Origin of the sequence: Streptomyces africanus, assembly GCF_030816955.1 — a bacterium.
GTDB lineage: Bacteria > Actinomycetota > Actinomycetes > Streptomycetales > Streptomycetaceae > Streptomyces > Streptomyces africanus.
This window is the reverse complement of sequence record NZ_JAUSYP010000001.1, coordinates 4,126,883-4,141,383: the sequence shown is the minus strand read 5'-3', so window position 1 is coordinate 4,141,383 and position 14,501 is coordinate 4,126,883. Positions and strand designations below refer to the sequence as shown.

Sequence of the window (14,501 nt, the reverse complement as noted above, 5' to 3'; positions counted from 1 at the left end):
AATCACGAAGGCCCCGCCCCGCCCGTCATGGCGACGGGCGGGGCTTTCGCATGTCCGGACACGCACGGAGGCTCGTCCCGAACTTGCACGTAATTACGTAGTTCCGTAATCTCTGCAGAGTGGAACTGGAACAACGCGTCGCCGACCTGGAACGACGGCTGGCGGCCCTGGAAGGCGCCCACCGCGCCGGACCCCGCCTCGACGCAGGCGACTTCTGGGCGCTGAACGGACTGAAGGAGCAGCTGTCCGAGCTGGGAGCCGCCGACGGCGGTGTCCTCTACACCGGCTCCGTACGCCTGCCGACGGGCGAGCAGTACGCGTGGCAGACGGGGGCCCTGACGGAGGGGCTGCTGGAGGAGGACTGGACCCCGGTCGCCGAGTCGTTCGCGGCGCTCGGCCACCCCGTCCGGATCCGGCTGCTCCGCGAGATCCTCGGCGGCCGGCGCACCGCGGCGGAGCTCGCCGAGCTGGACGAGGTCGGCACGACCGGCCAGATCTACCACCACCTGCGCCAGCTGACCGGAGCCGGCTGGCTGCACACGACCGGGCGGGGCCGCTACGAGGTGCCGCCGGGGCGGGTCGTACCGCTGCTGGTGGCGGTGGCGCTGGCCCGCCCGTGAACGACTGAACCCGTGCCCGACCGAACCGGAGGAACGATGTCCGTACGCAAATTAGCCATGGTCGCCTACCGCGCCCTCCAGCTGGCGTTTCTCGGCCTGGTGGTCGCCCACGCCGCGCTGGACCTGGGCTATCCGTGGTGGTGGAACTTCCTGCCGATCGCCCTGGCCTACGTCATCCTCAGCCTGGCCAACAGGTGGGGCGGCGCGCCGGACAGCCCGCGCGCGGCCCGGGAGCCGGTCGAGGTCGAGCCGCCCGTCACCGGCCGCTGGACCGCGCTGAACAGCCCGGCCGACCGCACCCCCAGCCACGGCACGCACGCCTACGGCCAGACCTACGCCATCGACGTCGTCGCCGAGCCCGAGCCGGGCGCCCGCCCGGGCTTCAGCCGGCTGTGGCCGCTCGCGCGCCGCAACAGCGCCTTCCCCGCCTACGGCGCCCCGCTCCTCGCGGTCGCCGACGGCACCGTCGTCCGGGCCGCCGACGGTCAGCGCGACCACCTCAGCCGTACGTCGCCGCTCGCGCTGCTGTACCTGATGGTCGTGGAGGCGTCCGTGCGCGACCTGTCCGGCGCCGGGCGCGTCATCGGCAACCACGTCGTTCTCGACCTCGGCAACGGCACCTACGCGCTCTATGCCCACCTCCAGCGCGGTTCGCTCGCCGTCCGCGAGGGGGACCGGGTGACCGCGGGACAGCCGCTCGCGCGCTGCGGCAACTCGGGCAACTCCACCGAGCCCCACCTCCACTTCCAGCTGATGGACGGCCCCGACCCCGACACCGCCCGAGGCCTTCCCTTCACCTGGCGCGGCATCGGCGTCCCCCGCAACGGCGAGACCTTCGAGACGCCCGCGGCGGCCTCGCAGCCCGCATAGGCTGATCTCCATGCCCCCGGCCAAGAAGCGCGCCCGCAGCTACGACCCCGTCAAGATCCGCACCGCGGTGTTCGCCCAGTTCGGGCACGTGCGCGAGGCCGTACGCACCCTCACCGCCGACCAGCTCGCGCTGCCCACCCGGCTGGGGGACTGGACGGTACGGGAGCTCGCCGCGCACGTGACCATGGCCGTGGAGACCGTCAGCCGCAACCTGGAGCGCGAGGCGCCGGCGAAACCGGAGCTCGCCCTTCTCGACTGGCCCTTCGCCACCGCCGTCCGCGCCGGTGACATCGCCGACGGCACCCGCGACCTCGCCGCCGCCCATCCCGACCTCGACGCCCTCTACATCCGCACCGAGGAGCGCCTCAGGCGGAAGCTGGCGGGTCGCGCCCGGCGACCGCGTTCTCGCCGCCCGCACCGGCGCCATCACCCTCGCCGACTACCTGGTCACCCGCACCGTCGAACTCGTCGTCCACACCGACGACCTGAACGCCGCCGTCCCCGGCCTCGACATCCCCTGCGACCGCCAGGCCCTGGCCGCCTGCACCCGCCTCCTCGCCGACGCCCTCGCCGTCAAGGCACCCGGCGGCTCCACCGAGGTGCGGATCCCGCCGTACGCCGTGGTGCAGTGCGTGGCGGGCCCGAGGCACACCCGGGGCACCCCGCCCAGCGTCGTCGAGACGGACCCGCTGACCTGGATCCGGCTCGCGACCGGGCGGCTGGCCTGGGCACAGGCGATCCAGGACGCCCGCGTGAGCGCCAGTGGCGAGCGGGCGGACCTCTCGGCCCACCTGCCGCTGATGGCATAAGGGGAACCGATCCCCCCGGGTCCCCCGTCGAAGTGGCATGGACAGGCAGAAGCAGCGCATGACCCTGACGGCCGCCCGCCATGCTCGTCCCGCTCATGGCGGCCTGCGGCAACGAGAAGGCGGACGGCGGCAGCGGTTCGGTCGGTGCCGAGAAACCGGCCACGGTGACGGGCGTGCGGTGGAGCGTGGACAGCGTCACCGCCGGTGGCAGGACCCACAAGGCCCCCACCGGCGCCCACGTGACCATCGACAAGGGCCGCGCCGAGGGCAGCCTCGGCTGCAACAACTTCGGCGCCCCGGCCACGGTCGAGGGCGACCGCATCCGGCTCGGCAAGACCATGTCCACGGAGATGGCCTGCGAGAACAAGCCCATGGAGTTCGAGCAGACCCTCGCCCGCACGCTCTCCGGCCGGGAGTTCGAGACCCGGGTGGACGGCGACCACCTCACCCTCACCACCGGCCGGGGCGACACCGTCCGCCTGACCAAGGCGAAGGACGCCCCGCTGAGCGGCACCAAGTGGACCGTCACGACCCCGGACACCGACGGCCGCGCCCACCTCACCTTCGACGCGAAGAAGGGCACCGTCTCCGGCAGCCTCGGCTGCAACAAGGTGAACGCCGAGGCCACCGTCCGCGACGGCGATATCACCCTCGGCCGCCCGGCCACGACCCGAATGATGTGCGAAGACTCACTCATGTCCGACGAGAAGGCCCTGCTGCGACTTTTCGACGGGACGCTGAAGTACGGAGTCGATCACCAAACTCTGACGCTGACCAGCGAAAACGGCACGCGTGTGCGAGCCGTCGCCGCGTAGTGATCCACTGAAAAGTCCGTTATCCCCAATTCGGACCAGTGGACGACCTCGCCTACACTCGGTGGCGTGCCACGTGGTGACGGACGACTCAACCACGACCTGCTCCCCGGTGAGAAGGGCCCCCAGGACGCTTGCGGCGTCTTCGGTGTCTGGGCTCCGGGCGAAGAGGTCGCCAAGCTCACGTACTTCGGGCTCTACGCCCTCCAGCATCGAGGCCAGGAATCCGCGGGAATCGCGGTCAGCAACGGCTCACAGATCCTCGTCTTCAAGGACATGGGCCTGGTGTCCCAGGTCTTCGACGAGACCTCACTCGGTTCGCTCCAGGGTCATATCGCGGTCGGTCACGCCCGCTACTCGACCACCGGCGCCTCCGTGTGGGAGAACGCCCAGCCGACGTTCCGCGCGACCGGACACGGCTCCATCGCGCTCGGGCACAACGGCAACCTCGTCAACACCGCCCAGCTCGCCGAGATGGTCGCCGACCTGCCCAAGCAGGAGGGCGGCCGTACGCCGCGCGTGGCGGCCACCAACGACACCGATCTGCTCACCGCGCTCCTCGCGGCCCAGGTCGACGAGGACGGCAAGCCGCTGACCATCGAGGAGGCGGCCGGCCAGGTCCTGCCCCAGGTGCGCGGCGCCTTCAGCCTCGTCTTCATGGACGAGAACACGCTGTACGCCGCCCGGGACCCGCAGGGCATCCGCCCCCTGGTCCTCGGCCGGCTGGAGCGCGGCTGGGTCGTGGCCTCGGAGTCCGCGGCCCTCGACATCTGCGGCGCCGCCTACGTCCGCGAGATAGAGCCGGGCGAGTTCGTCGCCATCGACGAGAACGGCCTGCGCACGTCCCGGTTCGCGGAAGCGAAGCCCAAGGGCTGTGTCTTCGAGTATGTGTACCTGGCCCGCCCCGACACTGACATCGCCGGCCGGAACGTCTACCTCTCCCGCGTGGAGATGGGCCGCAAGCTGGCGAAGGAGTCCCCGGTCGAGGCCGACCTGGTGATAGCGACCCCGGAGTCCGGCACCCCGGCGGCCATCGGTTACGCCGAGGCCTCCGGCATCCCCTTCGGCGCCGGCCTGGTGAAGAACGCCTACGTCGGCCGGACGTTCATCCAGCCCTCGCAGACCATCCGCCAGCTCGGCATCCGCCTGAAGCTGAACCCGCTGAAGGAAGTCATCAAGGGCAAGCGCCTGGTCGTCGTCGACGACTCGATCGTGCGCGGCAACACCCAGCGGGCCCTGGTCCGCATGCTCCGCGAGGCGGGCGCCGCCGAGGTCCACATCCGGATCTCCTCGCCGCCCGTGAAGTGGCCCTGCTTCTTCGGCATCGACTTCGCCACCCGCGCCGAGCTCATCGCCAACGGCATGACGATCGAGGAGATCGGCACGTCCCTGGGCGCCGACTCCCTGGCCTACATCTCCATCGACGGCATGATCGAGGCGACCACCATCGCCAAGCCGAACCTGTGCCGTGCCTGCTTCGACGGCGAGTACCCGATGGAGCTCCCGGACCCCGAGCTGCTCGGCAAGCAGCTCCTGGAGACGGAGCTGGCCGCCGGCCCGGCCGCCACGGCCGCCGCCGACGCGATCCGCCGCCCGTAGGCGGCCCGCACTACCTGCTGTACGACACGAAGGTTCTCATTAGCCATGTCTGAGACAACTGGTGCCAGCTACGCAGCCGCGGGCGTCGACATCGAAGCGGGCGACCGCGCCGTCGAGCTGATGAAGGAGTGGGTGAAGAAGGCCCAGCGCCCCGAGGTCCTCGGCGGCCTCGGCGGCTTCGCCGGACTCTTCGACGCCTCCGCCCTGAAGAACTACGAGCGGCCCCTGCTCGCCTCCGCCACCGACGGCGTCGGCACCAAGGTCGACATCGCCCGTCGGCTCGGCGTCTACGACACGATCGGCCACGACCTGGTCGCCATGGTCATGGACGACATCGTGGTGTGCGGTGCCGAGCCGCTGTTCATGACCGACTACATCTGCGTCGGCAAGGTCCACCCCGAGCGTGTCGCCGCCATCGTCAAGGGCATCGCCGAGGGCTGTGTGCTGGCCGGCTGCGCCCTGGTCGGCGGCGAGACGGCCGAGCACCCGGGCCTGCTGGGCGAGGACGACTTCGACGTCGCCGGCGCCGGTACGGGCGTCGTGGAGGCCGACCGGCTGCTCGGCGCGGATCGTATCCGGACGGGTGACGCGGTGATCGCCATGGCGTCCTCCGGACTTCACTCGAACGGGTACTCGCTCGTCCGGCACGTCCTGCTGAACCAGGGCGGCCTCGCGCTGGACACCCACGTCGACGAGCTCGGCCGCACCCTCGGCGAGGAACTGCTGGAGCCGACGAAGATCTACTCGCTGGACTGCCTGGCCCTGATGCGCACCACCGAGGTGCACGCCTTCAGCCACGTCACCGGCGGCGGCCTCGCGGCCAACCTCGCCCGGGTCATCCCCGACGAGCTGCACGCGATCGTCGATCGCGCCACCTGGGCCCCGGGCCCGGTCTTCGACCTCGTCGGCAGGACGGGGAACGTCGAGCGCCTGGAGCTGGAGAAGACGCTGAACATGGGCGTCGGCATGATCGCGATCGTGCCGCAGGAGTCGACGGACGTGGCCCTGGCGACCCTGGCCGACCGTGGCGTGGACGCCTGGGTGGCCGGAGAGATCACGGACCGGGGCGAGCACACCACTGGTGCCGCCCTGATCGGTGACTACGCGAACTGACGCACGGGGGGTTGCAGCCCCTGCGGGACCTTGCAGGCAGCACAGAACCCGGTCGGTGACCTTCAGTCACCGACCGGGTACATGCTCAGTGCAAGGTCAAGCGCCGCGACGGTGTTGCGAGGACTGGTCGTCCTCGTCTTCGTCGTCGTCCTCGTAGAGGTCGGCGTACCGTGCGTACAGGTCGTCGTCCTGATCATCGTCCTCGAACGGCCCGCCGTTAGGCGGCTGCGGATTCGAAGGCGATGCACCCAGCTCCTCGGCCAGGCGTGAGAGGTCAGTCCCACCGCTGTTGTACTTCAGCTGGCGGGCGACCTTCGTCTGCTTGGCCTTGGCCCGGCCGCGCCCCATGGCTCGACCCCCTCAACGACGGGGCTCGACGGCCCCAGAGTCTTGACACGCGTTCATGGTCCGGAACGGCCCCTCCGCAGAGAGACCGGTCCGTAGGGCTTCCACGGTACCTGAGCCCGCGCCCATACGGTACGTCGCCCGCATGACGTGCCCGCGCCCAGGACCTTCGAGGCGCCCCGTCCTCGCTGGTCAACCGCGATTTTAACCACTTATCGGCGGTCGACCCGCCGGTAGAAGTGAGAGTTCTCTCTAACTGCCCACCGACGGGTACCGGCCAAACGTGCGAGTGCGCTCCCGAATCAGCGCGCCCGGCGGGCCGCGGCCGCGTCGTGCATGCGCTGCTCGGCGATCCGGTCGGCCGCGGCAGCCGGCGGAATGCCGTCTTCCTTCGCACGTGCGAATATGGCCAGCGTGGTGTCGAAGATCTTCGCCGCCTTCGCCTTGCACCGCTCGAAGTCGAAGCCGTGCAGCTCGTCGGCCACCTGGATGACACCGCCGGCGTTCACCACGTAGTCCGGCGCGTAGAGGATCCCGCGGTCGGCGAGGTCCTTCTCCACGCCCGGGTGGGCGAGCTGGTTGTTGGCGGCGCCGCAGACCACCTCGGCGGTCAGCACCGGCACGGTGTCGTCGTCCAGCGCCCCGCCCAGCGCGCAGGGGGCGTAGATGCCCAGACCATCGACGCGGATCAGCTCGTCGGTGTCCTTCACGGCCATGACGTCCCGGTGCCGCTCGGTGATCCGCCGTACGGCGTCCTCGCGCACGTCCGTGACGAAGACCTCGGCGCCCTCCTTCACGAGGTGCTCCACCAGGTGGTGGCCGACCTTGCCGACGCCTGCGATGCCGATGCGCTTCGCGCGCAGCGAGGGGTCGCCCCACAGGTGTTGCGCGGAGGCCCGCATGCCCTGGTAGACGCCGAAGGCGGTGAGGACGGAGGAGTCACCGGCGCCGCCGTTCTCCGGGGAGCGGCCCGTCGTCCAGCGGCACTCGCGGGCCACGACGTCCATGTCGGCGACGTACGTGCCGACGTCGCAGGCGGTGACGTACCGGCCGCCGAGGGAGGCGACGAACCGGCCGTAGGCGAGGAGCAGCTCCTCGGTCTTGATCCGCTCCGGGTCGCCGATGATCACGGCCTTGCCGCCGCCGTGGTCGAGGCCGGCCATGGCGTTCTTGTATGACATCCCGCGGGCGAGGTTCAGCGCGTCGGCGACGGCCTCGGCCTCGTTCGCGTACGGGTAGAAGCGCGTACCGCCGAGCGCGGGGCCCAGGGCGGTGGAGTGGATGGCGATGACGGCCTTGAGGCCGCTCGCGCGGTCCTGGCAGAGCACGACTTGCTCATGTCCTCCCTGGTCCGAGTGGAACAGGGTGTGCAGTACATCAGCAGGTGCGCCGGTTACGTCGGTCACTGTGGTGACTCCTGAGTAAGTTGCGGCGGGTGGAGACCAGCTCCCGTGCGGGTGGCGGGGGCTGCTGAGCATGAGATTAGAGCCTGGGGAGCCCGCCGGCCGCACAGTGCTCAGGATCACCTCCGACCGGAGTACACCCGTGCGACGATTTGCATAGATTTCCCGCACGTTTGTGAGTGGGTTCCGCAGGTTTTCCCGACGACGGGCGGGGGAGGGAGCAGGGGTGCCCAAGGTGTCCTCGGTGATCGTCCCCTACGCGACCTATCTGCGCGTGTACGAACCGCTGGCCGCCTTCGCCGAGCCGGAGCGCAGCCACTGGGCCCGCTACGCCCGCCGTCCGGACCGGCCCTCGTACCAGGACGAACTCCGCCGTGCGCTGGCCGACTTGGCGCCCACCCCGCCGGTCCTGGTGCCGGTGCACGAGAGCGAGGACGCCTTCGTGCTGGACGTCGACGGCGTCGTCTGCGTCTGCCCCTGGCGCACCCGGCTGCGCGGCTGGCAGGCCCTGGAGGAGCTCTCCGAGGAGCTCCCGCCGCCCGTCCTGGACGCGGTCCTGCCGCCCTTCCTGCGCCGCCAGGCGGCCCAGGACTACGAGCGCTGGCTGGCGGAGAACCCGGACGCCCGGCCGTGGATCCGTACGGCCACCTGGCAGGTGCCGATCAGCTGGTTCGTGCTGGTCACCGACGAGGAGCGCGAGTACGACAAGGGCGACAGCGAGGACAGCCCGCCGGTGCTGCGCTACCGCACCCCCATGGTCCAGGCCCGGCGGCGCGTGGCCCGGGGCCTGCGGGCCCTGAAGGAGGCCATGGACGAGGGGCCGCTGATCGACGGCCTGGTGGACGTCGGGCGCTGGCTGGAGGAGTTCCATCCGCGCTCGCTCGTGGAGCTGGACTACGGCGGTCTGGTGCACGCCGTGCCGGCCGGGGCGCTGGAGGACGACCACTCGGCGGCGGACGTGGCCGAGGGGATCGCCGCGCTGCGCCGGGGCGACGGGGCGGCCGCCGGGGAGGCGTACGCCCGGCTGGTGGCCCGGTGGCGTTCCGTACGGGATCTTCGGTCGGCGAACTGACCTCCGACCTGACCTCTGACCTTCGGTTCCTACGGACCGCTCGTGACCGGTCACGAACAGGCGTTTGACGTACCGCCCGTTTTGGGGTTACGTCCTCGCACCGACGTTCCTGAAGTGCGCTCTGCGTCTACTGACGCCTTGTCAACAACGGACGTAGGCGCCGATCCGGGCGTACCTCTCATGTGGGCCAAACGTGACGGACTGCACGTACATGACCCTTGCGCCCCTTGCCCCTCCTCATGCCAAAATAGGACAAGGAGTCCGGGGGGCTCCTTCCGTCCCGTTGTGCTGCATTGTGGGCGGAATCTCAGCATTGCACGCTTTGGGGGGTCTGATGACTCCTGATCGTCCTGTGACTGATCGTCACAGTGGCGTGACTGTCCGCTATGGCATGGTCCATCGGCTTCCGTCGCTGATGAACACCTGGGAGGGCAATTCCATCGGTTTGGCCGACGCGGCTGGACAGATGGTGTAGTTGTAGTGCCGAGGACAAGCCGTTCGTCCTATAACCGACTCGACTCGCGTCCGCCATTTCGGGCAACGCGGGTCAAGGTGCAGAATTTAGAGGAAAGAACCGAGAAGGTTCGGTTCTCCCGAGGAGGCCGCTCATGACCGCTCGCACCCCTGATGCCGAGCCGCTGCTGACCCCGGCTGAGGTCGCCACCATGTTCCGCGTCGACCCCAAGACGGTCACGCGGTGGGCGAAGGCCGGCAAGCTCACGTCGATCCGCACGCTCGGCGGGCATCGCCGCTACCGCGAGGCCGAGGTCCGCGCTCTGCTCGCGGGCATTCCGCAGCAGCGCAGCGAGGCCTGAACAACTGAATAACCGGGCAAACCGGCTGGTCCCCCATCAGCCGTGACGTCCGGAACCACAGCTCCAAACGACGCGGGTCCTGCCCCAACAGGCCCCACGCCCACGCCAGTCAGAGCTCTCCAGGCATATAACAGGGTGCGTCGTCGATCGCGCTGGACTCCGCCGGGTCCAGCGCGATCTTTTTTGTGCGTCGGCTGTCGGACTCGTGGCCTGGCTGTGAGCGGCCTTGTCGGAGTCTGGGGAGGGGTGTCGGATCCCCTGTGTGCGGCACCGTGGGAGAGGTGCAATTGCACATATTAAATTGACCCGTTGTAGGTGGGGTGTAAGTACCGCACTTTCCAAAACTCATGCGGTGACACCCGTCACATACCAAGCGGCTTGTTAGCTCCGCTGCGGGTGCGGTAGAGGAACTGTCGGCTCCAGCACCCCGTGTGCGCACGGGTGTTGAGACCGGCTTCCGGTCAGGCTCGCGCCGGGCTCTCGTTCTCGGCGGCCCCCTGGGAGGCCCTGGGGGCCTGGGCGGCGCGTGGGGCGGACTGGGCGGACTCCATCGCCAGTCGGAGCAGGTGATGGCAGATCGGACAGTGGCGAGTGAGATGCCGGTACGACGACGCGGCCGCCAGGTGCGCACGGAGCAGGGCCCGCGTCTCGTGCCTAGCCGATGCCGTCATACGCCACCTCCGGAAGGCCGAACGGGGAACGGCCCTGGTTTCTGGGTACCGAGGGATTGAAAGGCCGTCAAGACGGCGTGAGAGCCCGCGAGGAGGCATCGCGCAGGTCAGGGGTGCGAGGGCGCACCAAGAAAGAGCCCGGATCCGAAGATCCGGGCTCTGCGGTCGTTGATCACAAGCAAGGGCCCGCACCCCTTGCGGGGTGCGGGCCCTCTTTCCTCACTGCGGTCCTGACGGGATTTGAACCCGCGGCCTCCACCTTGACAGGGTGGCGAGCACTCCAAACTGCTCCACAGGACCTGGGGGCCCCACCCAGGCCCTTAAGGCACTGGGGGAGTTTCGCGGCGCCATTCGTGCGTTGCGCTGCGAGAAGAGACTCTACAGGAGGGCGGGGTCCTGGTCGAACTCACCCTGCGTGCGCGGCACGTTACGGCACCGCCGCGTCGATCGCCTTCACGATCCGCTTGTCGGAGACCGGGTACGCCGTGCCCAGCGCGTGGGCGAAGTAGCTGACCCGGAGTTCCTCGATCATCCAGCGGATGTCCAGGACCGACGACGGCACCGGCCGCCCCTGCGGCATCTGCTCCAGGAGCCAGGCGTACTCGTCCTGCATCTCGTGGACCTTCTGCATCCGTGTGGTGTCCCGCTGGACGTTCGTCGGCATCTGCTGCAGACGCCGGTCCGCGGCCACCAGGTAGCGCATCAGGTCCGGCATGCGGCGCAGCCCCGCCTCCGTCACGAAGCCGGGCTTCACGAGGGCGTCCAGCTGCTGACGCACGTCCTGGAGGTTCGGCAGCAGCGCGGGGCTGCGTACGGCCTTCAGACGGCGTTCACAGGCCTGCCAGGCGGCCAGCACCTGCTGCACCTGGCCCACCGTGCGGACGGTCGTGTCGACGATCTCGGCGCGCACCTTGTCGTACAGCTTCCGGTACGACTCCTCGTCCCACGCCGGCCCGCCGAAGTCCGCGATGAGCTTGTCGGCGGCCGCCATCGCGCAGTCGTCGAACAGCGCCTGGATGGAGCCGTGCGGGTTCGCGGACAGCGCCAGCTTCTGCGGGTTCGTCAGCTTCTCGGAGGCGAACTTCGCCGGGTTCACCGGGATGTTGCGCAGGATCAGGCGGCGGGTGCCCTTCCACATGGCCCGCGCCTGTTCCGCCTCCGTGTCGAAGAGGCGTACGGAGACCGTGTCGCCGTCGTCGACCAGCGCCGGGTAGGCCTTCACCGGCTGGCCGGCCCGCCGGGTCTCGAAGACGCGGGTGAGCGTGCCGATCGTCCAGTCCGTGAGGCCCTTGCGCTCCAGGGACTCGCCGCCCTGGCGTTCCGCCGTGGCCGCTGCCGCCTGGGAGAGGGCCTTGCGGGCCTTCGGGCGGAGCCTGAGCTTCAGCGCCTCCAGTTCCTTGTCCTCGGCGAGCTTGCGGCGCCGCTCGTCGACGATCCGGAACGTGACCTTGAGGTGGTCGGGGACCTTGGACCAGTCGAAGTCGTCCGCCTCGAAGGGCACCCCGACCAGGCGCCGCAACTCGCGGGTCATGGTGGTGGTGAGGGGCTCCTGCAGAGGGACCGCGCGGTCGAGGAACGCCTTCGCGTAGTTCGGCGCGGGCACGTAGTTGCGGCGGATCGGCTTGGGCAGGGACCGGATGAGCTCCGTGACGAGCTCCTCCCGCAGGCCCGGGATCTGCCAGTCGAAGCCCTCGTCCGTGACCTGGTTGAGGACCTGCAGCGGGATGTGGACGGTCACGCCGTCGGCGTCCGCGCCCGGCTCGAACTGGTACGTCACACGGAACTTGAGGTTGCCCTGGCGCCAGGTGTCCGGATAGTCGTCCTTGGTGACCTCGCCCGCCTTCTCGTTGATGAGCATCTCGCGCTCGAAGTCGAGGAAGTCGGGCTGTTCGTGCCGCTTGTGCTTCCACCAGGAGTCGAAGTGGGCGCCGGAGACCACGTGGTCGGGGATCCGCTGGTCGTAGAAGTCGAACAGCGTCTCGTCGTCGACCAGGATGTCCCGGCGCCGGGCCCGGTGCTCCAGCTCCTCGACCTCGGTGAGGAGTCTGCGGTTGTCCGAGAAGAACTTGTGGTGCGTGCGCCAGTCGCCCTCGACGAGCGCGTTCCGGATGAACAGCTCGCGGCTGACCTCCGGGTCGATCCGGCCGTAGTTGACCTTCCGCTGCGCGACGATCGGCACGCCGTAGAGCGTGACCTTCTCGTACGCCATCACCGCGGCCTGGTCCTTCTCCCAGTGCGGCTCGCTGTAGGTGCGCTTGAGGAGGTGGCCGGCGAGGGGCTCGACCCACTCCGGCTCGATCTTGGCGTTGACGCGGGCCCAGAGGCGGGACGTCTCGACGAGTTCGGCGGACATCACGAAGCGCGGCGGCTTCTTGAAGAGGGCCGAGCCCGGGAAGATCGCGAACTTGGCGTTGCGGGCGCCCAGGTACTCGTTCTTCGCGCCGTCCTTCACGTCCTTCATGCCGACGTGCGAGAGCAGGCCCGCGAGGAGGGAGACGTGGATGCGGTCGGCCGGGGCGTCGTCCTCGTTGAGGTGGATGCCCATCTGCTTCGCGACCGTGCGCAACTGGCTGTAGATGTCCTGCCATTCGCGGATGCGAAGGAAGTTGAGGTACTCCTGCTTGCACATCCGGCGGAAGGAGGACGAGCCGCGCTCCTTCTGCTGCTCGCGGAGGTAGCGCCAGAGGTTGAGGTAGGCCAGGAAGTCGCTGGTCTCGTCCTTGAAGCGGGCGTGCTGCTGGTCGGCCTGGGTCTGCTTGTCGGCGGGGCGTTCGCGCGGGTCCTGGATGGACAGCGCGGCGGCTATGACCATGACCTCGCGGACGCAGCCGTTCTTGTCCGCCTCCAGGACCATGCGGGCCAGCCGCGGGTCGACGGGCAGCTGGGCGAGCTTGCGGCCGGTGTCCGTGAGCCGCTTGCGGGGGTCCTTCTGCGCCGGGTCGAGCGCGCCCAGCTCCTGGAGGAGCTGTACGCCGTCGCGGATGTTGCGGTGGTCCGGCGGGTCGATGAAGGGGAACTTCTCGATGTCGCCGAGGCCGGCCGCGGTCATCTGGAGGATGACGGAGGCGAGGTTCGTCCGGAGGATCTCCGCGTCCGTGAACTCCGGGCGGGCGTTGAAGTCGTCCTCGCTGTAGAGGCGGATGCAGATGCCGTCGCTGGTACGGCCGCAGCGGCCCTTGCGCTGGTTGGCGCTGGCCTGGGAGACCGGCTCGATGGGCAGGCGCTGGACCTTGGTGCGGTGGCTGTAGCGGGAGATCCGCGCGAAGCCCGGGTCGATGACGTACTTGATGCCCGGGACCGTGAGGGAGGTCTCGGCGACGTTCGTGGCCAGGACGATCCGGCGTCCGGTGTGCGGCTGGAAGACGCGGTGCTGTTCGGCGTGGGAGAGCCGGGCGTAGAGAGGCAGGATCTCCGTGAACCGGTAGTTCTTCTTGGTGAGCGCGTCGGCCGTGTCGCGGATCTCCCGCTCGCCGGAGAGGAAGACCAGGATGTCGCCCTTGCCCTCCTTCTGGAGCTCTTCGACCGCGTCGGTGATCGCGGTGATCTGGTCGCGGTCGGCGTCGTCGCCGTCCTCCTCCAGGAGCGGCCGGTAGCGGACCTCCACGGGGTACGTACGGCCGCTGACCTCGACGATCGGGGCGTCGCCGAAGTGCCGGGAGAAGCGCTCGGGGTCGATGGTGGCCGAGGTGATGACGACCTTGAGGTCCGGGCGCTTCGGCAGCAGCTGGGCGAGGTAGCCCAGCAGGAAGTCGATGTTGAGGGACCGCTCGTGGGCCTCGTCGATGATGATCGTGTCGTAGGCGCGCAGCTCGCGGTCGGTCTGGATCTCGGCGAGCAGGATGCCGTCCGTCATGAGCTTGACGAAGGTGGCGTCCGGGTCGACCTGGTCGGTGAAGCGGACCTTCCAGCCGACGGCCCCGCCCAGCGGGGTGTCCAGCTCCTCCGCCACGCGCTCGGCGACGGTGCGGGCGGCGATACGGCGGGGCTGGGTGTGCCCGATCATGCCGCGGACGCCGCGACCGAGCTCCATGCAGATCTTCGGGATCTGCGTGGTCTTCCCGGAACCGGTCTCACCGGCGACGATCACGACCTGGTGGTCGCGGATGGCGTCGGCGATCTCGTCCTTCTTCTGGCTGACGGGCAGCTGCTCGGGGTACGTGATCTCGGGGACGCCGGCACGGCGCCCGGCCATCCGCTCCTCGGCCTTGGCGACCTCCGCCTCGATCTCGGCCAGCACGGCGGCGTGGGCCTCCGGCTTACGGATCTTGCGCGCACCTTCGAGCCTGCGCCCGAGCCGGTGCGCGTCGCGCAGGGAGAGCTCGGTCAGGCGGGAGGCGAGGGCGCCGAGGGCGGGGGCGGATTGCGTAGACAT

At 69.6% G+C, this 14,501-nt stretch carries 11 protein-coding genes, 1 tRNA gene and 2 pseudogenes; 9 read left to right on the top strand and 5 right to left on the bottom strand.

From position 1 onward, the window contains the following. Positions 1 to 119 precede the first annotated feature (119 nt). From QF034_RS19185 to purM, 7 genes and pseudogenes are all read left to right on the top strand, one after another. On the top strand, positions 120 to 620 hold the full coding sequence (locus QF034_RS19185; protein WP_307176130.1) for an ArsR/SmtB family transcription factor: 501 nt from the start codon (positions 120 to 122) through the stop codon (positions 618 to 620). A gap of 36 nt (positions 621 to 656) precedes the next feature. After that, entirely contained in the window at positions 657 to 1,490 is an 834-nt protein-coding gene (locus QF034_RS19180; RefSeq protein ID WP_307176129.1) for a M23 family metallopeptidase, read from the top strand. A 10-nt stretch (positions 1,491 to 1,500) separates the two neighbouring features. Next, positions 1,501 to 1,896, top strand: a pseudogene (locus tag QF034_RS41530) (maleylpyruvate isomerase N-terminal domain-containing protein); the annotation flags it as partial. Further along, positions 1,814 to 2,299: a sterol carrier family protein gene (locus QF034_RS41525; protein WP_370880953.1), complete on the top strand. Its 486-nt coding sequence runs from the start codon at positions 1,814 to 1,816 to the stop codon at positions 2,297 to 2,299. The pseudogene QF034_RS41530 and the gene QF034_RS41525, both read left to right, overlap by 83 nt. Positions 2,300 to 2,336: 37 nt before the next feature. Continuing rightward, positions 2,337 to 3,114, top strand: a pseudogene (locus tag QF034_RS19170) (META domain-containing protein). Between the two features lie 66 nt (positions 3,115 to 3,180). Beyond that, a complete protein-coding gene (purF, locus tag QF034_RS19165; protein WP_307176128.1) occupies positions 3,181 to 4,710 on the top strand; it encodes an amidophosphoribosyltransferase in 1,530 nt (509 codons plus the stop codon). A gap of 45 nt (positions 4,711 to 4,755) precedes the next feature. Further along, the gene (gene purM, locus QF034_RS19160) at positions 4,756 to 5,823 is read left to right on the top strand and encodes a phosphoribosylformylglycinamidine cyclo-ligase (RefSeq protein ID WP_307176127.1); all 1,068 of its coding nucleotides are present in this window, start codon (positions 4,756 to 4,758) and stop codon (positions 5,821 to 5,823) included. Positions 5,824 to 5,919: 96 nt separating this feature from the next. Here the strand turns inward: purM and QF034_RS19155 are convergent, their stop codons facing one another. Next, a complete protein-coding gene (locus QF034_RS19155) occupies positions 5,920 to 6,171 on the bottom strand; it encodes a DUF3073 domain-containing protein (protein ID WP_020277200.1) in 252 nt (83 codons plus the stop codon). Positions 6,172 to 6,470: 299 nt separating this feature from the next. Then, positions 6,471 to 7,574: a Leu/Phe/Val dehydrogenase gene (locus tag QF034_RS19150; protein WP_307176126.1), complete on the bottom strand. Its 1,104-nt coding sequence runs from the start codon at positions 7,572 to 7,574 to the stop codon at positions 6,471 to 6,473. A 223-nt stretch (positions 7,575 to 7,797) separates the two neighbouring features. Here QF034_RS19150 and QF034_RS19145 point away from each other — a divergent pair, with 223 nt between their 5' ends. Both QF034_RS19145 and bldC read left to right on the top strand, forming a co-directional pair. Further along, entirely contained in the window at positions 7,798 to 8,643 is an 846-nt protein-coding gene (locus QF034_RS19145) for a DUF8083 family protein (RefSeq protein WP_307176125.1), read from the top strand. 608 nt (positions 8,644 to 9,251) lie between these two features. Continuing rightward, positions 9,252 to 9,458 carry a developmental transcriptional regulator BldC gene (bldC, locus tag QF034_RS19140; RefSeq protein ID WP_003949541.1) on the top strand — a complete coding sequence of 69 codons (207 nt, stop codon included), beginning with the start codon at positions 9,252 to 9,254 and terminating at the stop codon, positions 9,456 to 9,458. 461 nt (positions 9,459 to 9,919) lie between these two features. Here the strand turns inward: bldC and QF034_RS19135 are convergent, their stop codons facing one another. The 3 genes from QF034_RS19135 to hrpA all read right to left on the bottom strand — a co-directional run bounded on the left by QF034_RS19135 (position 9,920) and on the right by hrpA (position 14,501). Beyond that, a complete protein-coding gene (locus tag QF034_RS19135; protein WP_307176124.1) occupies positions 9,920 to 10,129 on the bottom strand; it encodes a DUF6274 family protein in 210 nt (69 codons plus the stop codon). A 225-nt stretch (positions 10,130 to 10,354) separates the two neighbouring features. Then, positions 10,355 to 10,429: transfer RNA gene (locus QF034_RS19130), tRNA-Asp, on the bottom strand. Between the two features lie 127 nt (positions 10,430 to 10,556). Next, positions 10,557 to 14,501, bottom strand: a complete 3,945-nt coding sequence (hrpA, locus tag QF034_RS19125) for an ATP-dependent RNA helicase HrpA (protein ID WP_307176123.1) — start codon at positions 14,499 to 14,501, stop codon at positions 10,557 to 10,559.